This is a genomic window from Actinoplanes sp. NPDC049681 (assembly GCF_044465265.1).
In the GTDB taxonomy this organism is placed as follows: domain Bacteria; phylum Actinomycetota; class Actinomycetes; order Mycobacteriales; family Micromonosporaceae; genus Actinoplanes.
In genome coordinates, this window is record NZ_JBITLP010000001.1 from 907,539 (window position 1) to 933,907 (window position 26,369).

At 72.6% G+C, this 26,369-nt stretch carries 16 protein-coding genes; 15 read left to right on the forward strand and 1 reads right to left on the reverse strand.

Annotated features, from left to right (window positions below):
* Positions 1-55 precede the first annotated feature (55 nt).
* From rsmA to ACIBO8_RS04245, 5 genes are all read left to right on the forward strand, one after another.
* Complete coding sequence (gene rsmA, locus ACIBO8_RS04225; protein WP_396113602.1) at positions 56-955, forward strand: 16S rRNA (adenine(1518)-N(6)/adenine(1519)-N(6))-dimethyltransferase RsmA; 900 nt, start codon at positions 56-58, stop codon at positions 953-955.
* 67 nt (positions 956-1,022) lie between these two features.
* Entirely contained in the window at positions 1,023-1,970 is a 948-nt protein-coding gene (locus ACIBO8_RS04230; RefSeq protein WP_396113603.1) for a 4-(cytidine 5'-diphospho)-2-C-methyl-D-erythritol kinase, read from the forward strand.
* Between the two features lie 51 nt (positions 1,971-2,021).
* Entirely contained in the window at positions 2,022-3,839 is a 1,818-nt protein-coding gene (locus ACIBO8_RS04235; protein ID WP_396113604.1) for an ABC-F family ATP-binding cassette domain-containing protein, read from the forward strand.
* 78 nt (positions 3,840-3,917) lie between these two features.
* A complete protein-coding gene (locus tag ACIBO8_RS04240; RefSeq protein WP_396113605.1) occupies positions 3,918-4,379 on the forward strand; it encodes a DUF4383 domain-containing protein in 462 nt (153 codons plus the stop codon).
* Entirely contained in the window at positions 4,379-4,837 is a 459-nt protein-coding gene (locus ACIBO8_RS04245; RefSeq protein WP_396113606.1) for a DUF4383 domain-containing protein, read from the forward strand. The genes ACIBO8_RS04240 and ACIBO8_RS04245 overlap by 1 nt, the downstream gene beginning before the upstream one ends.
* A 7-nt stretch (positions 4,838-4,844) precedes the next feature.
* Here ACIBO8_RS04245 and ACIBO8_RS04250 read toward each other — a convergent pair whose 3' ends face one another.
* Entirely contained in the window at positions 4,845-5,447 is a 603-nt protein-coding gene (locus ACIBO8_RS04250) for a TetR/AcrR family transcriptional regulator (RefSeq protein ID WP_396113890.1), read from the reverse strand.
* Between the two features lie 467 nt (positions 5,448-5,914).
* Between ACIBO8_RS04250 and ACIBO8_RS04255 the strand changes: the two genes are divergently transcribed.
* The 10 genes from ACIBO8_RS04255 (at position 5,915) to ACIBO8_RS04300 (ending at position 26,337) form a co-directional block, all read left to right on the forward strand.
* Positions 5,915-13,045: an SDR family NAD(P)-dependent oxidoreductase gene (locus ACIBO8_RS04255; protein WP_396113607.1), complete on the forward strand. Its 7,131-nt coding sequence runs from the start codon at positions 5,915-5,917 to the stop codon at positions 13,043-13,045.
* Between the two features lie 5 nt (positions 13,046-13,050).
* Positions 13,051-17,658 (forward strand): beta-ketoacyl synthase N-terminal-like domain-containing protein, encoded by a 4,608-nt coding sequence (locus ACIBO8_RS04260; RefSeq protein WP_396113608.1) that lies wholly within the window; start codon positions 13,051-13,053, stop codon positions 17,656-17,658.
* An 11-nt stretch (positions 17,659-17,669) separates the two neighbouring features.
* Positions 17,670-17,966 (forward strand): acyl carrier protein, encoded by a 297-nt coding sequence (locus tag ACIBO8_RS04265; RefSeq protein WP_396113609.1) that lies wholly within the window; start codon positions 17,670-17,672, stop codon positions 17,964-17,966.
* Positions 17,963-18,733, forward strand: a complete 771-nt coding sequence (locus tag ACIBO8_RS04270; RefSeq protein ID WP_396113610.1) for an alpha/beta fold hydrolase — start codon at positions 17,963-17,965, stop codon at positions 18,731-18,733. Before ACIBO8_RS04265 ends, ACIBO8_RS04270 begins: the two co-directional genes overlap by 4 nt.
* An 8-nt stretch (positions 18,734-18,741) precedes the next feature.
* Positions 18,742-19,683, forward strand: a complete 942-nt coding sequence (locus ACIBO8_RS04275) for a hypothetical protein (protein WP_396113611.1) — start codon at positions 18,742-18,744, stop codon at positions 19,681-19,683.
* Positions 19,680-21,287: a hypothetical protein gene (locus ACIBO8_RS04280; protein ID WP_396113612.1), complete on the forward strand. Its 1,608-nt coding sequence runs from the start codon at positions 19,680-19,682 to the stop codon at positions 21,285-21,287. Before ACIBO8_RS04275 ends, ACIBO8_RS04280 begins: the two co-directional genes overlap by 4 nt.
* A gap of 11 nt (positions 21,288-21,298) precedes the next feature.
* Complete coding sequence (locus ACIBO8_RS04285; protein WP_396113613.1) at positions 21,299-22,993, forward strand: hypothetical protein; 1,695 nt, start codon at positions 21,299-21,301, stop codon at positions 22,991-22,993.
* 148 nt (positions 22,994-23,141) lie between these two features.
* Positions 23,142-24,845, forward strand: a complete 1,704-nt coding sequence (locus ACIBO8_RS04290) for a hypothetical protein (protein ID WP_396113614.1) — start codon at positions 23,142-23,144, stop codon at positions 24,843-24,845.
* A 94-nt stretch (positions 24,846-24,939) separates the two neighbouring features.
* Positions 24,940-25,947 carry an alpha/beta hydrolase family esterase gene (locus ACIBO8_RS04295; RefSeq protein ID WP_396113615.1) on the forward strand — a complete coding sequence of 336 codons (1,008 nt, stop codon included), beginning with the start codon at positions 24,940-24,942 and terminating at the stop codon, positions 25,945-25,947.
* A 93-nt stretch (positions 25,948-26,040) separates the two neighbouring features.
* Positions 26,041-26,337 carry a hypothetical protein gene (locus ACIBO8_RS04300; RefSeq protein ID WP_396113616.1) on the forward strand — a complete coding sequence of 99 codons (297 nt, stop codon included), beginning with the start codon at positions 26,041-26,043 and terminating at the stop codon, positions 26,335-26,337.
* Positions 26,338-26,369: the final 32 nt, after the last annotated feature.

Here is a 26,369-nt window from a genome sequence, read left to right on the forward strand (position 1 = left end):
CCCGTGACGCAGGGTCACGCGAACGGCGCCTTGCCGCGCCGTAGGCTGTGACCCCATGGCTGATGCACTGCTCGGCCCGGCGGAGATCCGGGAGCTCGCCGCGCGGCTCGGGGTCGCGCCGACGAAGAAGCTCGGCCAGAACTTCGTGCACGATCCCAACACCGTGCGCCGCATCGTCGCCGCGGCCGGGCTCGCCGGCGACGACGTCGTCCTCGAAGTCGGCCCCGGGCTCGGGTCGCTGACCCTTGGCCTGCTCGGCGCGGCGGCCCACGTGCACGCGGTGGAGATCGACCCGGTGCTCGCCGCCGCCCTGCCGTCGACCGTCGCCGAGCGGGCCGGTGCCGCGGACCTGACGGTGCACCCCGCCGACGCGCTCAAGGTGACCGCGGACGCGTTCTCGCCGGCGCCGACCATGCTCGTCGCCAACCTGCCGTACAACGTCGCGGTCCCCGTCGTGCTGCACCTGCTCGCCGTCCTGCCGACGCTGCGGGGCGGGCTCGTCATGGTCCAGAAGGAGGTGGCGGACCGCCTGATCGCCGGCCCCGGCTCGAAGGTGTACGGCGTGCCGTCGGTCAAGCTCGCCTGGTATGCGGACGCGCGCGCTGCTGGTCGCGTACCCCCGGCGGTCTTCTGGCCCGTGCCCAACGTCGATTCCGGTCTCGTGGCCTTCTCCCGCCGCGAGCGGGGTTTCGACGTGCCTCGCGCTGCGGTCTTCGAGGTGGTCGACGCGGCGTTCGCGCAGCGGCGCAAGACGTTGCGGGCGGCGCTGGCCGGGTGGGCCGGTGGCGCCGATCGCGCCGAACAGGTCCTGGTGGCGGCCGGGATCAACCCCCAGGCCCGGGGTGAGGCGCTCACGGTCGCCGAGTTCGCCGCGGTCGCGGCTGCCGCGATCTCCCTCGGGTACGGCGGTAAGCTCAGCGCGTCCAGCAGGCGGCACGAGGAGGTGGACTCATGACGGCGTCGTGTTCGCGATGTCTCGTGCGGCCGCGGACGTCGCAGTGGGCGACCCGGGGCATCGCTCCGTGACGGAGGCGTGGGGACCGGACGACGACAAGCCGCGCAGGTTCGCCGGGCCGGTCCGGGTGCGGGTGCCCGCCAAGATCAATCTGCACCTGGGCGTGGGGCCGCTGCGTGCCGACGGCTTCCATGAGCTGAGCACCGTCTACCACGCGATCAGCCTGTTCGACGAGCTGACCGCGCGCCGTGGCGACACCCTCGCGCTGACCATGGAGGGCGAGGGCGCCGGCGAGCTGGAGCTGGACGAGAGCAACCTGATCATCCGGGCGGCCCGCGCGCTGGCCCACAAGGCCCGGGTGCCCGCCCACGCCCGCCTGCACCTGCGCAAGACCATCCCGCTGGCCGGCGGCCTCGCCGGGGGCAGCGCCGACGCGGCGGCCACCCTGCTCGCCTGCGACCTGCTCTGGGGCACCGGGTTCAGCAAGGACGAGCTGGCCGAGATCGGCGCGGAGCTCGGCTCGGACGTGCCGTTCCTGCTGCACGGCGGCACCGCGCTGGGCACCGGCCACGGCGAGGCGGTCAGCCCGATCCTGGCCCGGCCGACCACCTGGCACTGGGTGGTGGCGATCGCCGACGGCGGCCTGTCGACCCCGGCGGTCTACCGCGAGCTCGACCGGCTGCGCGACAGCCCGTGGCCGCCCACCCCGCTGGAGAGCCCCGACGAGCTGATGGCCGCGCTGCGCCAGCGCAAGCCGGAGGTGCTGGGGGCGGCCCTCGCCAACGATCTGCAGCCGGCGGCCCTGTCGCTGCGACCGGCGCTGGCGGACGTGCTCAAGGCGGGGTACGACGCGGGCGCGGTGGCGGGGATCGTCTCCGGTTCCGGTCCGACGTGCGTGTTCCTCGCCACCGACGGCCAGCATGCCGAGGATGTGGCGTCGCGGCTGTCGGGGGCGGGCGTGTGCCGTACGGCGGTGGCGGCCCGCGGACCGATGCCGGGGGCGCGGGCGGTGTGAGCAACCCTTCATCCGGGACTTGTCGCGAGACAAGGTAGGCTTGACGGCATCGTGACCAACATCGTCAATCTGGACCGGGTCAACAAGGGTTACGGCGCCGCCGGTCAGCTGCTCACCGACGTCTCTCTCGGGCTGGACGACGACGCCCGGGTCGGCATCGTCGGTCTCAACGGCGCCGGGAAGTCCACCCTGCTGCGGATGCTCGCCAAGGTGGAGGAGCCCGACTCCGGCCGGGTCACCCACCGGCGCGACGTGCGCGTCGCCGCCCTTCCGCAGACCCTCTCCCTGGCCGCCGACGCCACCGTGCGCGACGTCGTGCTGGGCACCGCCTGGCTCGCCGAGGACATGGGCGCCGAGCACGAGTGGGCCGGCGACGCCGGGGTCCGCGCGATCCTCGACGGCCTCGGCATGGGATATCTGGGGCTCGACACCCCGGTCGGCCCCATGTCCGGTGGGGAGCGCCGCCGGGTGGCCCTCGCCGCGCTGCTGGTGCGCGAGTCCGACCTGCTGATCCTCGACGAACCGACGAACCACCTCGACGTCGCGGGCGTCGACTGGCTCGCGCGTTACCTGCTCGGCCGCCGGGGCGCGCTGGTGGTCGTCACCCACGACCGCTGGTTCCTCGACGCCGTGTGCACCGCGACGTGGGAGGTCGTGGACGAGCAGGTGCACACGTACGAGGGCGGATACGCGGCCTGGACCCTGGCCCGCGCGGAACGCCAGCGGGTGGCCGCCGCCGTCGAGGCGCGCCGGCAGAACCTGCTCCGCAAGGAGATCGCGTGGCTGCGGCGCGGCCCGCCGGCCCGTACGTCGAAGCCGCAGTTCCGCATCGACGCGGCCAACGCGCTGATCGCGGACGTCCCGCCGGTGCGCGACAAGGTCAGTCTTCAGCGGCTGGCCACCACCCGGCTGGGCAAGCAGGTGTACGACCTGGAGGACGTGCGCCTGCAGGCCGGCCCGAAGACGATCTTCTCGGACCTGACGTGGCAGGTGGGGCCCGGCGACCGGATCGCGATCCTGGGAGCCAACGGCGCCGGCAAGACCACGCTGCTGCGCCTGCTCGCGGGCGTCACGAAGCCGGACGGCGGGCGCCTGGTCACCGGCTCGACCGTACGGCCGGCGTTCCTCTCCCAGGAGCTCAAGGAGCTGCCGGGGCACCTGCGCCTGCTCGAGGCGGTCGAGGAGGTGGCCAAGCGGGTCAAGCTGGGCGACCGGGAGCTGTCGGCCGGGCAGCTCGCCGAGGTCTTCGGCTTCACCGACAAGCGCATCTGGACCCCGGTCAGCGACCTCTCCGGCGGCGAGCGGCGCCGGTTGCAGCTGCTGCGCCTGCTGGCCGCGGAGCCCAACGTGCTGCTGCTCGACGAGCCGACCAACGATCTCGACACCGACACCCTGGCCTCGCTGGAGGACCTGCTCGACTCCTGGCCCGGGACGATGGTGGTGGCCAGCCACGACCGCTACCTGGTCGAGCGCGTGACCGACACGGCATACGGGATGTTCGGCGACGGCCGGCTGGTGCACCTTCCGGGCGGTGTCGACGAATACCTCGCGCGCCTGGCGGGTTCCGCCGCCGTCCCCGCCTCCTCGGCGGCGAACGGCGGGGCCCGGAGCGACGTCGCCGCGCCGGAGGAGCCGGCGGGCATGTCGGCCGCCGAGGTGCGGACGGCCAAGAAGGATCTCGGCCGGCTGGAGCGGCAGCTCGGCAAGCTCGAGGACCGGATCGCCAAGATCAACGAGGGTCTCGCCGAGCACGGCAGCGACTACGACAAGATCATGGAGTTGGACGCCCAGCTGAAGGCCGTCCAGGCCGAGCGTGCGCAGGTCGAGGAGGCCTGGCTGGAGCTGGCCGAGCGGGTGGGCGACGCCTGATCCGGGGGTGCTCCTGCGGGCGTTACCGCGATGCGCGAGAATCTCCATGAACACATACCGACGTTGGAGACGGACACCATGGCGCACACTCCGGTCAATCACCCGCTGCGGCCGCTCTACCGCGCCCTGGGCGCGCTGACCGGCGTCTACCTGATCCTCTTCGGCATCGTGGGGATCATCGTCACCGCGGGTGACGGCCTGTTCGGCAAGGGTGGCGACCGGGTGCTCGGCCAGCACGCCAATCTGTTCTGGTCGATCGTCTCGCTGCTGATCGGCGCGCTCGTGCTGGTCGCCACCGTCATCGGGCGCAACTCCGACGTCATGGTCGACAAGTACTTCGGCTGGGGCCTGCTGGTCGTCGGCAGCTACGAGCTCGCGACCATCCGCACGGACGCCAACTTCCTCGACTTCAGCATCGCCACCGTCGTGGTGACGTACCTGGTCGGCCTGGTGCTCATCATGGCGAGCCAGTACAGCAAGATCGCGCCGCCGTCGCAGGCCGGCGCGCCGCGGCAGGTGCGCGAGGCGCAGAACGCCTGATGGCTCACTACCCCCTCAACCACCACCTCCGTCCGGCGTACCGGGCGCTCGCCGGTGCCGCCGGTGCCTTCCTGGCCCTCTTCGGCGTCCTCGGCATCGCCGCCACGTGGGGCGACCCGTTCTTCCACCGGGGCCACGACTGGGTGCTCGGGCTGCGCGCCAACCCGGCCGGCGCCTGGCTGGCCACCCTGATCGGGCTGGGGATCCTGGCCGCCGTCCTGCTCGGCGGCAACGTGCACCACCACCTCAACGTGGCGCTCGGCTGGGTGCTGCTCGGGGTGGCCATGGTGCTGCTCGCGTTCCTGCAGACGGACGCGAACATCCTCGACGCCTCGATGGTCAACGTCATCGTGCTGACCCTGATCGGCCTGGTGGTGCTGACCGCGGGGCTGTACGGCAAGGTCGGCAGCGCGGAGGCGAGCCGCGCGGAGACCGCCGAGGCCCACAACCCGGTGTGAGCCCGGCTCAGCGCATCCGGCGGGTCAGCAGCGACGGCTTGGCCTCGAGGTGGGAGAGGCCGTTCCAGGCCAGGTTCACCAGGTGGGCGGCCACCATCTCCTTCTTCGGCTTGCGGGCCTCGGGCCACCACTGACCGACCAGCGCCACCATGCCCACCAGCGCCTGCGAGTAGAGCTCGGCGAACTTGGGGTCCAGGCCGCGCGACTTGAACTCGGCGCCGAGGATGTGCTCGACCTGGTGGGCCACGTCGTTCATGACGCTGGAGAAGTTGCCCGCGGGCTGCAGCACCGGCGCCTCCCGGACCAGCACCCGGAAGCCGTGCGGCTCGTCCTCGATGTAGTCCAGCAGGGCGAGCGCCGCCTGCTCCAGGAGCTCGCGCGGGTGGCCGGCGGTGAGCGCCGCCGCGATGCGGTCGAGCATGGCCCGCACCTCCCGGTCGACCACGACCGCGTAGAGGCCTTCCTTGCCGCCGAAATGCTCGTAGACGACGGGCTTGGAAACCTTGGCGCGGGACGCGACCTCCTCCACGGACGTGGCGTCGAAGCCGCGTTCGGCGAAGAGCTCGCGGCCGATGGCGATGAGTTGCTCGCGCCGTTGCGCGGCGGACATGCGGACGCGGGACGAGGCGGGGGCGGCCGCGGCCCGGCTCGCCGCCGCGGTGGTGCGGGCGCGGCGGCCTCGAGGCTGGTTCCTGCTCTCGCTCTGCTCGGTCACCCGGCCATCCTGCCAGCACCGGTCGTACCACGGCCCGACGTGCCGGCCGCCGCGCGGAACCTACGGCTACGTCACCGTAACCTACGTAACCGTAGGAAGGCTGCGGGAAGCGCCGTCCGGACCAGCCCGCCGAGCGCTCCGATCATCCCCAGAAGTCCTACTGAGCTGGGCTGATATACCTCCGGGAACATGCACCCGGTACGAAAAAATCTGCACTTTTTCCATCGACAAGGTGTAACTGTTTTGTAATCACCGATCGATAATGTCCGCTGCGAACGACATTCATGTATTGAGATCTCTCGTTCCCCTCATCCCCCGTGCGCCCCTGTTCCACCGTGTCCGAATCACGAAGCGGGAGTCCGATGAAGACAGCGCGACAGACGAGCTCCTTGGTGCTGGCCGTCAGCGGCGGCGCCGGGCTGGAAGCCAGTCCGCACCAGGTCGCCGCGGCCGCCCGGGCCGGCGGCGTGGGCGTCCTCGACCTCGGCTCCGGCGACGCGTGGAGCCTGCGCGTGCTGGCCCAGGCGGCGCGCCGGACGGGTGAGGGACTCGGCGTACGGGTCACGTCCGCCTGCGCCGCCACCCCCGCCGACCTGGAGCGGGTCGCCGGCAGCGCGGTCGAGCTCGTGATCATCACCGCGGACGCCGGATGGGACGTCGCCGAGCTGGCCGAGCGCTACCGCGTCGTGGTCGAGGTGACCAGCCTCGCCGAGGCTCGTACAGCCGCCGCCGCGGGCGCGAACGGGCTGGTCGCCCGCGGTATGGAGTCCGGCGGCCGGGTCGGTGAGCTCAGCTCCTTCGTGCTGCTGCAGCAGCTGACCGGCGACGAGGCCCGGTTGGAGCTGCCGGTCTGGGCGGCCGGGGGTGTCGGGCCGCACACGGCGGCGGCGTGCGTCGTCGGCGGGGCGGCGGGCGTTCTGCTCGACAGTCAGATCCTTTTGCTCGAAGAGTCCACTGTGTCCGATCACGCGCGATCGGTGATCCGTCGTATGGACGGCACGGAGGCGGTGCTGCGGGACGGCGTACGCGGACTCGACGTCGCCGGCGCCCTGCTCCCGATCGGCCAGGACGGGTGGCTCGCCGCCGACTTCGCCAAGCGGTACGCGGACACCGCCACCGCCGTACGAGCGGTGCGCGAGGCCATCCTCGACGCACTCGCCCACGCGGAAGCCGGCGAGGCGCTGAGCCCGGGCGCGCCGCTGGCCCGCACGCTCGGCGTCGACCTGCCCGTCGCGCAGGGCCCGATGACCCGGGTGAGTGACGTCGCCGGCTTCGCCAAGTCCGTCGCGGACGGCGGCGGCCTGCCGTTCATCGCCCTGGCCCTGGCGAACGCCGAGCAGAGCCGGCGGATGCTCACCGAGGCCGCCGCCGCGCTCGGCGACCGGCCGTGGGGCGTCGGCGTGCTGGGCTTCGCGCCCGAGCAGCTGCGGGCCGCGCAGATCGAGGTCATCCGCGAGATCCGCCCGGCCGTGGCGATCATCGCCGGCGGCCGTCCCGCCCAGGCGAAGGGGCTGGAGGCCGACGGCATCAGCTCGTTCCTGCATGTGCCGTCGCCCGGGCTGCTCCGGCAGTTCCTGCAGGCGGGCTCGCGCAAGTTCATCTTCGAGGGCGCCGAGTGCGGTGGGCACGTCGGCCCGCGCGCCAGCTTCCCGCTGTGGGAGGCGCAGGTCGGCGTCCTGGAGGAATTCCTCGCCGAGCGGCCCGAGGGCACGGCCGCCGAGCTGCAAGTCTTCTTCGCCGGCGGCATCCACGACGAGCGCTCCGCGGCGATGGTGGCCGCGATGGCGGGTCCGCTCACCCGCCGCGGTGCCCAGGTCGGCGTGCTGATGGGTACGGCGTACCTGTTCACCGAGGAAGCCGTCACGCACGGCGCGATCCAGCCGCTGTTCCAGCAGCAGGCGATCGAGGCGACGGGTACGGCACTGCTGGAGACCGCCCCCGGCCACGCGACCCGGTGCCTGCAGTCGGCGTTCGTCGACGACTTCCACGGCCTGCGCGACCAGCTCGAGGCGGCCGGCGTGGAGAACCGGGTCGTCTGGGAGCAGCTCGAGATGCTCAACGTCGGCCGGCTGCGGATCGCCAGCAAGGGCGTGACCCGCGACGGCGACCAGCTGGTCGGTGTCGACGAAGCGACCCAGGCGGCCGAGGGGCTGTTCATGGCCGGCCAGGTCGCGGTGCTGCGCGACGCCGCCACCACGATCGCCGGCCTGCACGAGCAGGTGACCGCCGCGGCCGCCGCCACGCATGCCGACCGGGTCACCGCCCTGCGCGCCGACCTGGGGCTCGACCCGGTGCTCGAGGCCGAGGTCGCCGACCCGCTGGACATCGCGATCGTTGGCATGGCCTGCGTCTTCCCCGGCTCGCCCGACCTGGCCAGCTTCTGGGAGACCGTGATCAGCGGCGCCAACCGGGTGGGCGAGGTGCCCGCCGACCGGTGGGACGTCGACACGTACTACGCGCCCGAGGTCGGCCCCGGGCAGACCGGCCGGATCACCGTCTCGAAGTGGGGCGGATTCATCGACCCGGTGCCGTTCGACGCCATCAAGTACGGCATCCCGCCGGCGGCCCTGGCCAGCATCGACCCGACGCAGCTGCTCGCGCTGGAGATCTCGCACCGGGCCCTGGTCGACGCGGGGTACGCGTACGACTCGGGTCACGACCACGGCCGCACCGGTGTGGTGTTCGGCGCCGAAGCCGGCAGCGACATGAGCCAGACGCAGACGCTGCGAACGCTGCTGCCCGGCTATCTGGGCGACGTGCCCGAGCAGCTCGAGGGCATGCTGCCGACGGTCACCGAGGACACGTTCCCGGGCGTGCTGGCGAACGTCATCGCCGGCCGGGTCGCCAACCGGCTCGACCTCGGCGGCCCGAACTACACCGTGGACGCCGCGTGTGCCTCCTCGCTGGCCGCGATGGACTCGGCGTGCAAGGAGCTGATCGCCGGCGACAGCGACCTGATGATCTGCGGCGGCGCCGACCTGCACAACGGCATCAACGACTACCTGATGTTCACCTCGGCGCACGCACTCTCGCCGACCGGCCGGTGCCGCACGTTCGACAGCACCGGCGACGGCATCGCGCTCGGCGAGGGCGTCGCGGCGGTCGTCCTCAAGCGGCTCGCCGACGCCGAGCGCGACGGCGACCGCGTGTACGCCGTGATCAAGGGCCTCGGCGGCGCCAGCGACGGGCGGGCCCTCGGGCTGACCGCGCCGCGCGCCGAGGGGCAGCGGCGGGCCCTGGACCGGGCGTACGGCGGGGCGGGCATCTCGCCGAGCGAGGTGGGGCTGGTCGAGGCGCACGGGACCGGGACGGTGGTGGGTGACCGTACCGAGCTGGAGACGCTGACCCGGCTGTTCACCGAGTCCGGGGCGCGCCCGGGCGGCACGGTGCTCGGCTCGGTCAAGTCGCAGATCGGCCACACGAAGTGCGCCGCGGGCATGGCCGGCGTCATCAAGGCGGCGCTCGCCCTGCACACCGGCGTGAAGCCGCCGACGATCGGGCTGAGCCGGCCGAACCCGGCGTGGAGCCCGGAGGCCAGCCCGTTCGCCTTCTACACCGAGACCCGCCCGTGGACCGCGCCCGCGTCCGAGCGGATCGCCGGGGTCAGCGCGTTCGGCTTCGGCGGCACCAACTTCCACGTGGTGCTCAGCGCGCACGCGGCCACCGCCGATCCGCGGCACACCCGCCAGGAGTGGCCCGCCGAGCTCTTCCTGTTCCGCGGCACCACCGTGGAGGCCGCCCGGCGCGGTGTCAGCAAGCTGCTCGACAAGCTGCCCGGCACTGCGCCCCTGCGCGAGCTGGCCGCCGCGTCGGCACGTGAGTCGGATCCGCGTACCGGTCCGGTGCGCATCGCGGTGGTCGCGTCCGACGTGGACAACCTGGCCGATCTGCTGCGGCGCGCGCTCGACGGCGAGCACGACCCGCGCAAGGGCCTGGTCCAGCCGCCCGCCGCCACCGAGACCGGCAAGGTCGCGTTCCTCTTCCCCGGCCAGGGCAGCCAGAAGCCCGGCGCCCTCGCCGACCTGTTCGTCGCCTTCCCCGAGCTGAGGGAGTATCTGGAGCTCGGCCGGGAGTGGGCGGACCTGCTGTTCCCGCCGACCGCGTTCGACGAGGAGACCGAGAAGGCCCAGCAGGAACGGGTACGCGACACCCGGGTCGCCCAGCCCGTCCTCGGCATCGGCGGGCTCGCCGTCGACCACGTGCTGCGCCGCCTGGGCGTACGCCCGGACCTGGCCGGCGGCCACAGCTACGGCGAGCTCGTGGCGTTGTGCACCGCGGGCGCCTTCGACCCTGCCACGCTGCTCGACCTGAGCCGCGAGCGGGCCGCCGCCATCCTCGCCGCCGTGGGCGACGACCCGGGCGCCATGGCCGCCATCCGGGGCACCGCCGACGAGGTCCGCGCGGTGCTCGCCGCGGCCGGGCTCGCCGACGAGGTGGTGCTGGCCAACCACAACGCGCCCAAGCAGGTCGTCATCTCCGGCCCGACCGAGGCCGTCGAGCGGGCCTCGGCCGCGCTCACGGATGCCGGGCTGCGGGCCCGCGGCATCCCGGTCGCGGCCGCGTTCCACAGCCCGGTGGTGGCGGGCGGGGCCGCGGCCTTCGCCGACGTGCTCGCGACCCGGGCGATCGGCGCGCCGGAGGTGCCGGTGTGGTCGAACCGGAGTGCCGAGCCGTACCCGGGCGACGCCGAGGCCGTGCGCGCCGGACTGGCCGCCCAGATCGGCTCCCCGGTCCGCTTCGTCGAGCAGGTCGAGGCCATGTACGCCGCCGGCGCCCGGATCTTCGTCGAGGCGGGCCCCGGACACGTGCTCGCCGGCCTGGTCGGCGCCGTGCTCGGCGACCGCCCGCACCTGGTCGTCACCGTCGACGGCCGCCCGGGGCAGGGGCTGCGTGCCCTGCTCACCGCCGCCGCCGAGCTGGCCTGTGCGGGCGTACCCGTGGAGACCGGCTGGCTCTTCGCCGGGCGGGACACCACCGGCCCGGCCGCCCCTGCGTCCCACCGTCCCACCTGGACCGTCGACGGCCAGGCCGTGCGCGATCGCGACGGACAGTGCCTGCCCGGCGGGATGACCCCCGCCCGGCGCATCGAGATCGAGGAGTTCACGATGACCGCAGAGCCCGGCCCCCAGGGCGCCCGTGACAACCGCAGCGAGCTCGTCAGCGAGTTCCTGCGGACGAGCCGGGATCTGATCGCGACCCAGCGCGACGTGCTCCTCGCCTACCTGGGAGAGGGCGCCGGCGGCGGCCGCCTGGTCTGGCAGCCCGCCGAGGCGGCCCCGATGCAGGCGCTGGTGCCCGCCGTGGCACCCGTGTCGGCGCCCGTCTCGCCGGCGCCCGCGGCCGCGCCCACCGCCGCGGTGCACTATCCGACGGTCGCCGAGACGGAGGCGCTGCTCGACCCCGCGCCGGCCGCGCGTCCCGGCCTGGACGTGCAGAGCGCCGTTCTCGCGGTGATCAGTGAGCGGACGGGTTATCCGGAGGAGCTGATCGAGCTCGACCTGGACCTGGAGGCAGACCTGAGCGTCGACTCGATCAAGCGGGCCGAGGTGGCCGGTGAGGTGGCCAACAAGCTCGGTCTGGCCGTCGAGGGTGACGAGTCGGAGCTGGAGGACCTGGTCAAGGCCCGCACGGTACGGGCGATGGTGAGCTGGCTGGACACCCGCATCAACGCCTCGGCGCCTGCGACCGCACCGGCCGCCGCCGCGCCGGTGGTGGCCGCGGCGCCGGCGATCGACGTGCAGAGCGCGGTCCTCGCGGTGATCAGTGAGCGGACGGGTTATCCGGAGGAGCTGATCGAGCTCGACCTGGACCTCGAGGCGGACCTGAGCGTCGACTCGATCAAGCGGGCCGAGGTGGCCGGTGAGGTGGCCAACAAGCTCGGTCTGGCCGTCGAGGGTGACGAGTCGGAGCTGGAGGACCTGGTCAAGGCCCGCACGGTACGGGCGATGGTGAGCTGGCTCGACTCGAAGATCAACGCGTCGGCCGCCCCGGCCGTCGCCGAGCCACCGGTCAGGGCCGAGGCGAGCGAGCCGCCGCCCCGGGCCGGTATCGCGCCGCAGCGGCTGGTGACACGCCTGGAGGTGGCCGCGCCGGCGGAGGCGGCCGCACCGGACCTCGCCGGGGCTCGTTTCCTCGTCACCGGCGGCGGCGCACCCGGCGCCCGCCTGGCCGAGCTGCTGGCCGAGTCCGGCGCCCACGCGACGACCGGGTCGACCGACGACGATCCGGCCGGGGTGGACGGCGTCGTGCTCCTCGACGGACTGACCGAGGGCGCCGGACCGCTGCTGCCGGACGCGTTCGGCTTCCTGAAGAAGGCGCTCGCCGCCGGCCCGCGCTGGCTCGTCGCCGTCGGCCCGGAGCAGGGCAGCGCGCGTACGGACGGTCTGACCGGCCTGTTCCGCACGATCGCCCGCGAGTATCCGGAGACGGTCGCCCGCTACGTCGAGGTGAGCGCCGGTGCGTCCGCCGACGAGATCGCGCGCGGCCTGGTCGAGGAGCTGCACGACACGACGACCGCGCCGGTCGTGCACCGCCGCGCGGACGGGCGGCTGGTGGGCAGGCTCACCGAGGCCGGGCTGGGCATGCTGGCCGACGGCGGTGCCGGGCCGGCCGGCGACGGCGTGGCCGAGGCACGGGCGATCGGACTGGACCAGGACTCCGTAGTGGTGCTGATCGGCGGCGCACGGGGGATCACGCCGTGGTTCGCGCGTACGGTCGCCGCCGCCTCCCGGTGCCGGATCGAGCTGGTGGGCCGCACCCCGCTGCCGCAGACGGACGAGGACCCGGAGCTGGCGGCCGCGGGTGACAAGGCGGCGCTGCGGGCGGCGCTCGCGCGGCGGGGCATGCGCTCGCCCGCCGACATCGACCGCACCGCCTCGGCGATCCTGGCCGCCCGCGAGGTCAACGCGACCGTGGCGGAGCTGACCGAGCTCGGTGCGCAGGTGCGCTACCACTCGCTGGACGTGCGCGACGACGAGGCCACCCGCCGGTTCGTCAAGCGGGTCCACGACGAGCACGGCCGCATCGACGGCCTGGTCTACGCGGCCGGGATCATCGAGGACAAGCTCATCGGCGACAAGGACCCGGCCTCCTTCGAGCGGGTGTTCCGCACCAAGGTCGACGGCGCCCGGTCGGTGCTCGACGCCCTGGACGCCTGCGGGGCCGCGCCGCGGTTCGTGGTGATGTTCGGCAGCATCGCGGCGGCGTACGGCAACCGCGGGCAGAGCGACTACGCGGCCGCCAACGACGCGCTCGACGCGATGGCCACCCGCTGGTCGCAGGCCACCGGGCACCGGGGCCTGACGGTGCACTGGGGACCGTGGGCCCCGGTCGGGGCGCACGGCGGCATGGTGACGCCCGAGCTCACCGCGGAGTACGCCCGCCGCGGCATCGGCCTGATCGACCCGGAGGAGGGCGCGCTGAGCCTTCTGCGCGAGCTGGCCTGGGGCGACGCCGCGCAGACCTCCGTCGTGCTCACCGCCTCGGGCTGGTAGGCGGCGTGGAGCAGATCGCGATCGTGGGAATGGCGGCGATCTTCCCGGGCGCCGCCACCCTGGACGAGTACTGGCAGAACCTGGTCAACGGCAAGGACATGATCAGCGACGTGCCGGAGGACCGCTTCGACGCGCTGTTCTACGACCCGGACAACGCGCACCGGCCGGACCGGCTCTACACCCGCCGTGGCGGCTTCCTGGACGACCAGGCGGTGTTCGAGCCGCTCAAGTTCGGCATCATGCCGAACTCCGTGGGCGACATCGAGCCGGACCAGCTGATCGCGCTGGAGGTCGCCGCCGCGGCGATCGCCGACGCGGGCGGGCCGGCGCGGATGCCCGACGCGGACCGGATCGGCGTGATCCTGGGCCGCGGCGGGCTGCTCAACCCGGCCGCGTCCCGCTACGCCAACCGCGTCCGCATGGCCAGCCAGGTCATCAGCCTGCTGCGGGAACTCGTGCCGGACCTGGGTGAGGACCGCCTCGACATGCTGCGGGACCGCATCGACGAGCGGCTCGGCAAGCACCAGCCCGAGGGCACCATCGGGCTGGTGCCCAACCTCGCCGCCTCCCGGGTGGCGAACCGGCTGAACCTGCGCGGGCCGGCGTACACGATCGACGCGGCGTGCGCGTCCTCGCTGATCGCGGTCGACCAGGGCATGACCGAGCTGGCCCAGGGCCGCCTCGACGCGGTGCTGGCCGGCGGCGTCCACCACGTGCACGACATCAGCTTCTGGTCGGTGTTCAGCCAGCTGCAGGCGCTGAGCCGCAAGGGCGACATCCGGCCGTTCGACGCCGACGCCGACGGGGTGCTGATCGGCGAGGGCACCGGCATGGTGGTCCTCAAGCGCCTGGCGGACGCCGAGCGCGACGGTGACCGGGTGTACGGGGTCATCCGCGGCAGCGGCACCTCCAGCGACGGCCGCTCGGCCAGCATGTTCAACCCGGCGAGCTCCGGTCAGGCGCTGGCGATCCGGCGCGCGTGGGAGATGGCCGGCCTCGACCCGACCGCACCGGACGCGCTGGGCCTGCTCGAGGCGCACGGTACGGCCACCCCGACCGGCGATGCTGCCGAGCTGGAGACCGTGGCCGACGTCTTCGGCCCGCACACCGGCGGCGAGAAGCCGGTGATCGGGTCGGTGAAGTCGATGATCGGTCACGCGATGCCCGCCGCGGGCGTGGCGGGGCTGATCAAGGCGACGCTGGCCGTGTACCACGGCGTGCTGCCGCCCACCCTCAACGTGACCAAGCCGCGCGCGGAGATGGCGAAGACGCGGTTCAAGCCGATCTCGTCGGCCCAGCCGTGGCAGAGCGCAGGCCCGCGCCGTGCCGGGGTCAACGCCTTCGGCTTCGGCGGCGTCAACGCCCACGTCATCGTCGAGCAGTACGAGAGCGCCGCACCCGTGGCCATCGCCGAGCCCGAGCGCATCGTCTGGCTCGCCGCATCGTCCACCGACGAGATGCTCCGGCTGATGGAGCGCGACGACGTCCGCGACCTGCCGCGTGCCCGCCACGGCGGGCCGGTGCGGCTCGGGCTGGTCGACCCCACGGATCAGCGGCTGGCCATCGCCCGCAAGATGGTTGCCCGCGGCGAGCCGTGGCGCGGCGGCCGGGACGTCTGGTTCACGCCGCGGCCGCTGCTCGGGCCCGGCGGCGGCAAGCTCGCGTTCGTCTTCCCGGGCGTCGAGGCCGAGTTCGCGCCCCGGACCGCGGACATCGCCGCCCACTTCGGGCTCCCGCACCGGGAATGGACGGCGGAGGACCTCGGCCACCACGGCAGCGGCCTGGTCGAGGTCGGCAAGCTGCTGGACACGGCGCTGCGCCGGATGAACGTACGCCCGGACGCGGTCGCCGGCCACAGCATCGGCGAGTGGACGGCGGCGGCGGTCACCGGTCAGATGAGCACCCGGGGCGTCGATGCGTTCCTCGGGCTCTTCGACGCCGACAGCGTGGAGGTCTCCGGGTACGCGTTCGCTGCCATCAGCGCGGCGATGGAGACGGTCACCCCGCTGCTCGGCGACTACCCGGGCGTGGTGCTGTCCCACGACAACGCCCCGAACCAGTGCGTCGTCAACGGCCCGCGCGAGCAGGTCCAGCGCCTCGTTGACGACCTGCGCGCCCGTACGATCCTGTGCCAGCTGCTGCCGTTCCGCTCGGCGTTCCACACCCCGGTCTTCGCCGAGGGGCTGCAGGCGATCGGGGCGGCGCTCGGCCGCTGGGAGGTGCAGCCGACCGAGGTGCCGGTCTGGTCCGGCACGATCTCGGCGCCGTTCCCGTCCGACCCGGACGAGGTCAACCAGCTCTTCATCCGGCACATGATCGAGCCGGTCTGGTTCCGCCGCACGGTCAACGCCATGTACGACGACGGCATCCGCGTCTTCCTGCAGATGGGTGCGGGCCAGCTCGCGTCGCTCGTCGACGACAACCTGCGCGACCGCGAGCACCTCGCGATGCCGGTGAACGTCTCCCGCCGCGACGGCCTGGCCCAGCTGCGCCGGGTCGCGACCGCCCTCTGGGTGGACGGCGGCGACCCGCACCTGGACGTTCTGGAGCCGGCACCGGCACCGGCGGCCGCGCCGAAGGCGCGCACGGTCGTCGAGCCGTCCGAGCGCAAGGGCCCGGCGGTGCGCCTCGACCTCGGCGGCCCGCTGGTCAAGCTCGGCGAGGGCGCCGACCAGCTCCTGGGCCTCGGAGCGACGACGCTCGGAGCGACGAAGGCAGCGCCGACGCCGCAGCCGCCCACCCACCACGCGCCGGGGGCTCAGCCCGCGCGAGGCGCCGCGGAGGCGACGAATGCCGACGCGCACACCGCGGCGTTGTCGGCGCTGAGCCGGATGGCCGGCACGTCGAAGGCCGCCGCCGAGCTGGCGGCGCTGCTGCAGGAGACCGCGAGCGACGCGGTCGCCGTCATGAACGCGGCGGCGACGAAGCCGGCGGCCGGAGCGGCCACCCGGCCGGCGGCCCGACCGGCCGCTCAGCCGGCCGCCCGGCCCGTTGTTCCTCGGCAGCGACCCGCGTCGGAGCCGGCGGCGCACCCGGCAGCGGCACCAGCGCGGCTACCCGCTGGGCACGGATCAACGGTGTCCCGCGACGCGGTAGTCGTACCTGAGAAAGAAGGGGAAATCCTCCTCAGATCCACCCTGGACGTCTCCGTGGAGACGATGCCGTACCTGCGGGACCACTGTTTCTTCGTGCAGCCGGACGACTGGCCGCGGGTCGAGGACCGGTGGCCGGTGGTGCCCGCGACGACCGTGGTGCAGCACATGATGGACGCGGCGGAGAAGGCCGCGCCGGGGCTCAAGGCCGTGGCGGTGCGCGACGCGAAGTTCAACCGGTGGCTCATCGCCGCGCCGCCGCAGCAGGTGGAGATCACGGTCAAGTCCGCGGGCCCGGGCCTGGTCACAGTGATCTTCGGCGGCTACGCGCGGTCCACGGTCGAGCTGGCCGCGACCTATCCCGAGCCGGGGGAACGTCCCTGGACGCAGGACCCGGCCACCGAGTTCCCGCCGACGACCAGCGCCGAGGAGATGTACGTCGAGCGCCTCATGTTCCACGGCCCGCTGTTCCAGGGCGTGACCGCGGTGCACGCCCTCGGGGACATGCACGTCCGCGGCGTGGTCACCGCGCCGGAGCCGCCGGGCGCCCTGCTCGACAACGCGCTGCAGCTGATCGGGAACTGGCTCATCACCACCCAGCCGTTCCGGACCGTGGCGCTGCCGGTGGGGCTGCGGCACGTCAAGTTCTACGGCCCGGCCCCCGCCCCCGGCACCGCGTTCGACTGCGTGGCCCGGGTCCGCACGATCACCGACGGGGAGCTGGTCGCCGACACCCAGCTGTCGGTGAACGGGCGGGTGTGGGCCCAGATCGACGGCGCGACCGACCGCCGGTTCGACAGCCACCCGACCGCGCGGGCCTGCGAGCGGTTCCCGGAGCGGTACCCGATGTCGCAGCGCCGCGACGGCGGCTGGACGGTGGCGTTCGACGCCTGGACCGACCTGGTCACGCGCGGGATGGCCGCGCGCGGCATCCTCGGCGGCGAGGCCGCTGTCGAGTACGAGCGGATGCCCGCCGCCAAACGCAACCCGTGGATGCTCGGGCGGATCGCGGCGAAGGACGCCGTCCGGTTCCGGCAGTGGGACGCCGGGCACACCGACGTCTACCCGATCGAGCTGACCGTGCGCAACGAGCCGAGCGGGAAGCCGTACGTGGAGCTGCGCCCCGGCCGCGGCCTCGTCGAGTGCGCGGTGTCGATCGCGCACACCGCCGAGGTGGGCGTCGCCATCGCCGGTCCGGCCGGCGCCGAGGTCGGCATCGACGTCGTCGAGATCGCCCCGCGGGCGGAGACCACCTTCCGGTACGCGCTCACCGAGAGCGAACGCGCCCAGCTCACCGACGACCGCAGCTTCGCCCGGCTCTGGGCGGCCAAGGAGGCGGCGGGCAAGGCGCTGGGCACCGGCCTCGACGGCGCGCCCCGCCGGTTCGTGGTCTCCCTCGCCGACGGCACCGTCACCGTCGGCGACCGGGTTCTCCGCGTCGCCTGGGAGGAGATCGAGAACCCGCCGGATCTTCCCCCGCGGCGCTACGTCGTCGCCTGGACATCTCCCGCCGAACACTAAGGAGTATTGCCATGCCCTCCGACCAGAACGCCGTCCTCGCCGACGTCGCCTCGATGCTGCGCTCGGTGCTGGGCGACTTCGGCGACGACGCCGAGATCACCATGGACACCACCTTCCGCGACGACCTCGGCATGGAGAGCATCGACGTGGTGTCGCTCGCCGGCCGCCTCCAGGCCCGCTACGGCAACTCGGTCAACTTCGCGCTCTTCGTCTCCGGCCTCGACGTCGAGTCGGTGGGGGAGCTGCGGGTCGGCCAGCTCGTCGACTACATCGCCGACTCGCTCGAGAAGGTGCCAGCCGGATCATGAGCATGGTCCGGGCGAACGGCGTCGACCTCCACGTGCAGGAGGTCGCGCCGATCGGCGTGCAGCGCGGCACCGTCGTGCTCGTCCACGGGATGACCTCGGACAGCATGGCGAGCTGGTTCCTCACGCTGGTCCACCCGCTCGCCGAGACCGGGATGCGGGTCCTCCTGTACGACCTGCGCGGACACGGCCGCAGCGCCCGGCCGGCGACGGGTTACCGGCTCGACGACTTCGTCGACGACCTGGAGGCGCTGCTCGCGCACTGGGCCGTGGCCGAGCCGGTCTACGTCTTCGGCAACTCGTTCGGTGGCACGGTCGCGTTCACGTACGCGGCCCGCCACCCGGACCGGGTCGCCGGCATCGTGACGATCGAGTCCGCGCCGCCGACCGCGACCTGGTTCGCCCGGATGGCCCGGCGGCTGGACCGTGCCGGGGAGACGCTCGCCGATGCGGAGGCGGTGGCCAACAGCCGTCCGCTGATCGCGCGCCGGGTCCGCGACGTGTCCGCGCTGCTCGCCGAGACCGACATCGGCGAGCAGCTGCCCGCCAGCGACCTGCCCGACCCGGTGGCCCTCACCGCGATCACCTGCCCGGTCCTGTGCCTCTACGGCGCCGACTCGGCGGTCAGGGAACTCGTCGACGAGACCGCCCGCCTCGTGCCGCAGTCGCGGCACGTGATCGTGCCCAGTCAGAAGCACACCCTGCTCATCAAGGCCCCCGACCAGGTCCGCGCCGAGGTGCTGCCCTGGCTCGCCACCCGCGTGCACTAGGAGATCCCATGGATCGCGCCATCATCATCAGCAATGGCCGTTGTGGTTCCACCCTGCTCTCCGACCTGATCCACGAGGAGCCGGAGACCTGCTCGGCGCAGGAGTTCTTCATGTCGGTCGCGCCGTGGAACCGGAGCACCGACGTCATCACCGGGCCGGCGTACTGGGACGTGCTGAGCGGCCCCAAGGCGGAGCTGTCGATCCTGTTCCGGCTGGGCCTGCCGCCGAAGGAGATCCGCTATCCGGCGTCGGGCCGCTTCGCCGGCGATCTTCCGAACCTGCCGCGGATCCTGGCCATCACGCTCGCCAAGCTGACCGACGACCCCGACGCGCTCTTCGACCGCCTCGCCCCGCGCGTGCGGGCGTTCCCGACCCAGAGCGTCGGCGCGCACCACCAGGCGTTCCTCGACGTCCTCGCCGAGCTCACCGGGAAGAAGCGCTGGGTGGAGCGCTCCGGCGGGTCCAGCCAGGTCACCACCTCGCTGCTGGCGAACTACCCCAGCGCGAAGATCGTGTACCTGACCCGCGACTGGGGTGCCACCGCGAAGTCGATGAGTAAGCACTCGTCGTTCCAGCTGGTGCAGCTGCGCGTCGAGGCGCTCGGCCGGTTCGGCATCGACCCGTTCATCGCGTCGCCGGGCGACGACCTGCCCGAGGGCATGCAGGCGTACCTGCCCGGGAACCTCACCGCCGACGCCCTGCGCGAGCGCGGGGACGACCTCAAGCGGTTCATGGCCCTGTGCGCGTTCATGAGCAGCCAGGCCGAGCAGGCTCTCGAGGACCATCCGCCGGCGCAGTTGCACCGGATCGCCTACGAGGACGTCGTCGCCGACCCGGCGGGCAGGCTGACCGAGCTCGGCTCGTTCCTCGGCTTCGCCGACCCGGCGGGCTGGGCCGCGTCGGTCGCGGACCGGGTGCGCAGACCCGAACCGGTGGCGGTTCCGGCATGAACGTCCTGGCCGGGTTGGCGGCGGTGGTGCTGGCGGCGGGTACGGCGGTCACGCCCGTACCGGCCGCCGATACCTACACCTTCCGCCTGCTCGGCAAGGCCGCGCCGGACGAGTGCTTCGCCGGCGTCGGGCAGCCGTACCCGGCGGGGCCGCCGTGCGCGCAGGGTCAGGCAAAGGTCAACCAGTCGTACGTCTGGGGGCTGACCCGGGTCGGGCGGCAGGTCTGGTTCGGCACCGGCGCCAACACCCACTGCCTGACCAGCGGCGCCAACCTCGGCGACACCGATCCCGTGGTCAACGCCGACTACGTGTGCGAGTTCGCGGAGAGCCAGGTCGCCCGGGAGCACCCGGCCGTGCCCGGGGCTCTCGGCGACGTCCGCCCGCCGCAGGTCTGGGTGTACGACGGCGGCCTCACCGACCGGTCCGCCGACATCGTGGCCGCCTCCGACGCCGACGCCCGGCGCCTGCGCAGCACCCTCGGCCTGCGCGCGGCCGGCAACCTCGACGGCGTGGTGCTGTTCGCCGGGCCCACGCTGAACAGCACGCTCAACGTGTTCGCGTTCGACGCGGTCACCAAGCGGTTCCTCGGCTCGCGCACCCTCGCCCAGTACGCCAACGCCCGTACCTTCCTCGCCGCGCAGGGCGACCTCTACCTCGGCGTGGGTGTCGGTGCGAACGGCGTACTCGGCGGCGCCGTGCTGCGCTGGCGCGGCAACCGGCTGGCGCCGTTCCGCTTCGACCGGGTGGCGACCCTGCCCGCGCAGGCCGCCGATCTCGCCTTTCACGACGGCCGGCTCTACGCGACGACGTGGTCGGCCGCGCGGCCCGACACCGACGCCAAGCTCGCCGGGGTGTGGCGGAGCCCGCCGCTGCCGCTCGACGACGGCGCGTGGACGCAGGTGTGGCACGCGGGCATGTACGAGCAGGACCCGCTCACCAGGACCACGTACGGCCTCGGCGGCGTCGCGTCGTACGACGGCTGGCTCTACTGGGGCAGTATGCACGTGCCCCTGAAGGCCACCAAGGTGCACCAGGCCACGTACCCGCAGGACACCGACGAGGCCAAGCGCACCCAGGTCCGCCTGACCCAGCGAGCGGCGACGGTCTGGCGGGGCCGCGACCTCGGCACCCCCGACCAGCGGATCGAGCTGCTGTACGGCGAGTCCGCGCTGCCGGTGTACCAGCCGGACACCCGGACCTGGACGTCCCGCCCGACCGGCTGGACCCCGCGATACGGCAAGTCCGGCTTCGGCAATCCCTTCAACAACTACGTCTGGCGGATGACGGTCGCGGGGGAGCGGCTCTACGTCGCGACGATGGACTGGAGCTACATCGTCCAGGACATCTCCGACGAGGCGCCGCCGACCGACCCCGCCGGCTGGGGCGCCGACCTGTGGACGTTCCCGTCCGCCGGCGCGGCCGCCGAGGCCGTCGACACCCGCGGTGCCGGCAACTACCTCAACTACGGCATCCGCAACATGGTGGCCGACGGCGACGACCTGTACCTCGGCATGGCCAACCCGATGAATCTCCGCACCGACCCGGCCGACGCCGTTCCCGACGGCGGCTGGGAGCTCATCCGGCTCGACAGAACCGTGTCTTGAGAGGACATGCTGTGAGCGCATCCCTGCGCAGATGGGGTACGGCGGCCGCCGTCCTGCTGCTCGGCCTCGCCTCCGCGCCGGCTTCCCCGGCCGCCGCGGCGAGCGGTGACTCCTATTCCTTCAAACTCCTTGCCAAGGCGGCGCCCGACGAGTGCTTCAACGGCATCGGCAAGCCCTACCCGGCAGGTCCGCCGTGTGAAGAGGGCCAGGCCAAGGTGAATCAGGCGTACGTGTGGGGCCTGACCAAGGTGGGCAGCGACATCTGGTTCGGCACCGGGGCCAACGTCAACTGTCTGGTCAGCGGCGCCACCCTGGACAACGTCACCCCGGTGGTCAACAACGACTACGTCTGCGAGTACGCCGAGAGCCAGACCGTCCGGGACGACCCCGACTGGCCGGTGTACCTGGGCGACCAGCGGCCGCCGGAGGTGTGGCTCTACAACGCGCACACCAAGCGCAGGACGAACAAGAGCGCGGAGATCAGGGCGAAGAGTCCCGACGACGCCGAGCGGCTGCGCACCACCATCGGGCTGCGTGCCGCCGGCAACCTCGACGGCGTCGTGCTGTTCGGCGGCCCGGCGCTGAACGACTCGCTCAACCTGTTCGCGTTCGACGCGCGTACCAGGCGGTTCCTCGGCTCGATCAACCTGCCCCAGTACGGCAACATCCGCACGTTCCTGGTCGCGGAGAAGGCGCTGTACCTGGGCGTGGGCATCGGCAGCAACGGCAGCGCCGGCGGCGGTGTGCTGCGGTGGACCGGAAGCGTCCGGAACCCGTTCGCCTTCGAGGTGGTCGCGAACCTTCCCGTGCAGGCCGCGGACCTGGCGTACCACGACGGGCGGATCGCGGCGACCAGCTGGCCGGCCAACCAGCCGACCTCGCCGGCGCAGCTGGCCGGCGTCTGGATCAGCCCGAAGCTGGCCGACGGCGAGCCCGGGCTCAACCCGGAGGACGCCGCCGGGTGGGCGCAGGTGTGGCACGTGCGCCAGTACGAGACCGACCGGGTCGTCGCCGCGACCTACGGCGGCGGGGGCATCGCGTCCTTCGGCGGCTGGCTCTACTGGGGCACCATGCACGTGCCGCTCAAGGCCACCAAGGCCCACCAGCAGGTCTACCCGCAGACCACGGACGAGGCCAAGCAGGCCCAGGTCAAGAACACCCAGCGGGCGATCAGCATCTGGCGCGGCAAGGACCTGGGCCTGCCGACCCAGCAGATCGAGCTCCTGTACGGCGCCACGGCGCTGCCCGCCTACGACCCGGCGACCGCGACCTGGTCGTCGGTGCCCACCGGCTGGACCCCGCTCTACGGCAAGTCCGGTTTCGACAACGTGTTCAACAACTACACCTGGCGGATGACCGTGGCCGGCGGCCGGCTCTACGTCGGCACGATGGACTGGAGCTACATCTTCCAGGACATCACCGCGGAGAACCCGACCATCAGCCCCTCCGCCATCGCCGCCCCACCCATTGACCCCTCTGTATATGGTGGCGACCTCTGGATGTTCCCCTCCACATCGGAGAAGGCGCAGCCGATCACCACCACCGGCGCCGGCAACTACCTGAACTACGGCTTCCGCAACATGATCCCGGACGGTCCCGACCTCTACCTGGGCATGGCCGACCCGATGAACCTCAGGACCGACCTCACCGACGACGTTCCCGAAGGCGGCTGGGAGCTCATCAAGCTCACCGCGCCCTGCACGTAACCCCCAGGCGTGGGCGGGCGGCGCATCCCACGACGCCGCTCGCCCACTTCACTCCCGCCCTCGTGCGCCCCCGCGGAACCGCCGCGGCGGGCGCACGCTGCATCTCCGAAAGGAATCCAAGGTGATCAATATAAGAAGACTCCTCGCGGTGGGGGCGACCGTCCTCGTCGCCGCCGGCGTCGCGGTCTCGCCCGCCGCGGCGGCGGCACCCACCCGCCCCGAGTACAAGTTCAAGCTCCTCGCCAAGGCCAAGCCCGACGAGTGCTTCGTCGCGGTCGGCCAGCCGTACCCCGCGGGCCCGCCCTGCGCCACCGGCAAGCCCAAGGTCAACCAGGCGTACGTCTGGGGCCTCACCCAGGTCGACAAGACCATCTGGTTCGGCACCGGCGCCAACGTGCACTGCCTCGTCAGCGGCGCCACCCTCGACTACGTCAAGCCCACCGCGAACGACAACTGGACCTGCGAGTACGGCGAGAGCCAGGCGGCCAAGAACGACGAGGCCATCCCGGACTACATCGGCGACATGCGCGCGCCCGAGGTGTGGACGTACGACATCACCACCGGCAAGTCGGTCAACAAGAGCGCGGAGATCCGGGCCAAGTCCCCGGAGGACGCGACGCGCCTCGCCCACACCATCGGCCTGCGCGCGGCCGGCACCATGGGCAACGTCGTCCTGCTCGGGGGCCCGGCGCTCGAGAACACGCTCAACATGTTCGCCTTCGACGCCACCACCCAGCAGTACCTCGGCTCGGTCAACTTCCCGGACTACGGCAACATCCGTACGTTCCTGGTCGCCGACGGCGTCCTCTACCTCGGCGTCGGCATCGGCCGCAACGGCTCGGCCGGCGGCGCCGTCTGGCGCTGGACCGGCGACATCACCCGGCCCTTCGACTTCACCACCGTCGCCAGCCTGCCCGTGCAGGCCGCCGACCTCACCGTCTACGACGGCCGGATCGCCGCCACCAGCTGGCCCGCCGAGCAGCCCACCAGCCCGCTCATGCTCGCCGGTCTCTGGATCAGCCCGCCGCTCGCCGACGGTCAGCCCGGCCTCAACGAGGAGGACAAGGCCGGCTGGAAGCAGGTCTGGAACGCCCGCCAGTACGAGCCCGACCGCGTCGTCTCGGCCACCTACGGCGGAGGCGGCATCGCGGCCTTCGACGGCTACGTCTACTGGGGCACGATGCACGTCCCGATGAAGTCCAGCATGGTGCACGCCAACGTCTACCCGCCCGCCACGGACGAGGCCGCCAAGGAGCAGACGGTCAAGACCCAGCGGGCCATCAGCATCTGGCGCGGCAAGGACCTGGGTCTGCCGACCCAGAAGATCGAGCTCGTGTACGGCGAGAAGACCCTTCCCGCCTGGGACCCGGCGACCTCTACGTGGTCGGACAAGTCCACGAACTTCACGCCCCTGTACGGCAAGTCCGGCTTCGGCTACCTGTTCAACAACTACACCTGGCGCATGACCGTGGTGGACAACAAGCTCTTCGTCGGCACCATGGACTGGAGCTACCTGGTCCGGGACCTGCTCGCCGACGCCGCCCCGCAGGCGCCGGTCAACGCCAAGGCCCGCAAGGCCCTCGCCGACCCGGACAACTGGCACATGCCGCTGATCAGCCCCGGCAAGTTCGGCGGTGACCTCTACATGTTCAAGGACTCCAACTCGCCGGCCCAGGCCGTCAACACCCGAGGCCTCGGCAACTACCTCAACTACGGCATCCGCAACATGATCCCGAACGGCAAGGGCGGCCTCTACGTCGGCATGGCCAACCCGATGAACCTGCGTACCGACAAGACCGACGCCAAGCCCGAGGGCGGCTGGGAACTGATCGAGATGAACAAGCGGCGGTAGTTCGCTCGCGGGGCGGGTCTCCCCGGGGGAGACCCGCCCATTCTCCTGACGCACCCCTTACGTTCTCCGAACATCTCTGATGGACGGTGGTGTCATGAAGCGCCTGATAGCTCCCCTCACCGCGCTCCTGCTCCTGCTCGCGGGCTGCACCGGACGCAACCGCCCCACCCCCTCCCCGCCGCCTCCGGCCTCGTCCCAGCCGCCCACGTCCGCTCCCACCTCGGCGCCCCCCGTGGCCTCCTCCTCGACGCCACCCACCTCCACGCTGCCGGTCGGCAAGTCGAGCGCCTCGCTGACCGTCGACGGCCTGAAGCGCACGTACCTGCTGTACCGGCCCGCCACCGCGAAGACCGGAGCGCCCCTCGTCGTGGTCCTGCACGGCGCGGTCGGCACCGGACGGCAGGCCGAACAGTCGTACGGCTGGGACGCCGAGGCCGACAAGGGCGGCTTCGTGGTCGCGTACCCCGACGGCGTCAACCGGACCTGGAACGTGAGCCCCGACTGCTGCGGCGTCGCCGCCCGCGACGGCGTGAACGACGTCGGCTTCATCACCCAGCTCGTGTCCGCGGTCCCCGGCATCGACCCGCACCGCGTCTACGCGACCGGCATCTCCAACGGCGCCATGCTCACCTACCGCCTCGCCTGCGACACCGACATCTTCGCCGCCATCGCCCCGGTGGCCGGCACGATGATCAACAAGTGCGACGACCCGGCCCGGATCTCGATCATCCACATCCACGGTCAGAACGACCCCACCATCCCGTACGCCGGAGGCCCCGGCCGCCGCAGCAACAACGGCAAGGGCCGCCTCCCCATCAAGATCGACGGCCCCTCCGTACCGTCACTGATCGACACCTGGCGCCGTACCGACGGCTGCGCCGCACCGACCGAGACCAAGTCGGGACCGGTGACCACGTCGGTGGCGACATGTCCGGACGGGCGGGCCGTAGAGCTCATCACGGTGGCGGGAGCGGGCCACCAGTGGCCGGGCTCGCGGCCGGCCCCCGTGGCGCAGCGCATCCTGCACCTGGACCCGCCATCGACCGCCCTGAACGCGACGTCGACCATCTGGCAATTCCTGAACGCCCACCCGAAGCGTTGACGTGATCCCGTGCGGTGGAGGCTCGCCGGCTGAGCGCGGAACCCGGATGTCCTGGCTCAGCTCCGTACTCACTTCGGCGTCAGCCGCGACACGATGGCGGCCTGGCTCTGGAACGAACCCACTCCCGAATGGACCCGCCGGCCGAACGCCAAGGACGATCTCCGGGACGAAGCCATCGCCCTGCGGGGCGCCGGACTCACCGTCCCGGAGATCTCCGCGAAGCTCGGCCTAGCCGAATCCACGGCCTATCTCTGGGTGCGGCACATACCTTTGGACGCGACCTCGCAGCGCGCCCACGGGCGCCGCAGCGCGCACTCGCGCCGCATCTCGGAGACGCGCTGGGAACCGCTGCGCCAGAAGCGTGCTGCCGACCGTGCCGCGACCAGCTAGGTCGAGGCCGATTGGGTCGGCGCACTCTCGGA

Coding starts and splice junctions, on each gene's coding strand:
- rsmA (WP_396113602.1), top strand. CDS start 56: ATGGCTGATGCACTGCTCGGCCCGGCGGAGATCCGGGAGCTCGCCGCG.
- ACIBO8_RS04240 (WP_396113605.1), top strand. CDS start 3,918: ATGGCGCACACTCCGGTCAATCACCCGCTGCGGCCGCTCTACCGCGCC.
- ACIBO8_RS04245 (WP_396113606.1), top strand. CDS start 4,379: ATGGCTCACTACCCCCTCAACCACCACCTCCGTCCGGCGTACCGGGCG.
- ACIBO8_RS04250 (WP_396113890.1), bottom strand. CDS start 5,447: ATGTCCGCCGCGCAACGGCGCGAGCAACTCATCGCCATCGGCCGCGAG.
- ACIBO8_RS04255 (WP_396113607.1), top strand. CDS start 5,915: ATGAAGACAGCGCGACAGACGAGCTCCTTGGTGCTGGCCGTCAGCGGC.
- ACIBO8_RS04265 (WP_396113609.1), top strand. CDS start 17,670: ATGCCCTCCGACCAGAACGCCGTCCTCGCCGACGTCGCCTCGATGCTG.
- ACIBO8_RS04270 (WP_396113610.1), top strand. CDS start 17,963: ATGAGCATGGTCCGGGCGAACGGCGTCGACCTCCACGTGCAGGAGGTC.
- ACIBO8_RS04275 (WP_396113611.1), top strand. CDS start 18,742: ATGGATCGCGCCATCATCATCAGCAATGGCCGTTGTGGTTCCACCCTG.
- ACIBO8_RS04280 (WP_396113612.1), top strand. CDS start 19,680: ATGAACGTCCTGGCCGGGTTGGCGGCGGTGGTGCTGGCGGCGGGTACG.
- ACIBO8_RS04295 (WP_396113615.1), top strand. CDS start 24,940: ATGAAGCGCCTGATAGCTCCCCTCACCGCGCTCCTGCTCCTGCTCGCG.
- ACIBO8_RS04300 (WP_396113616.1), top strand. CDS start 26,041: ATGGCGGCCTGGCTCTGGAACGAACCCACTCCCGAATGGACCCGCCGG.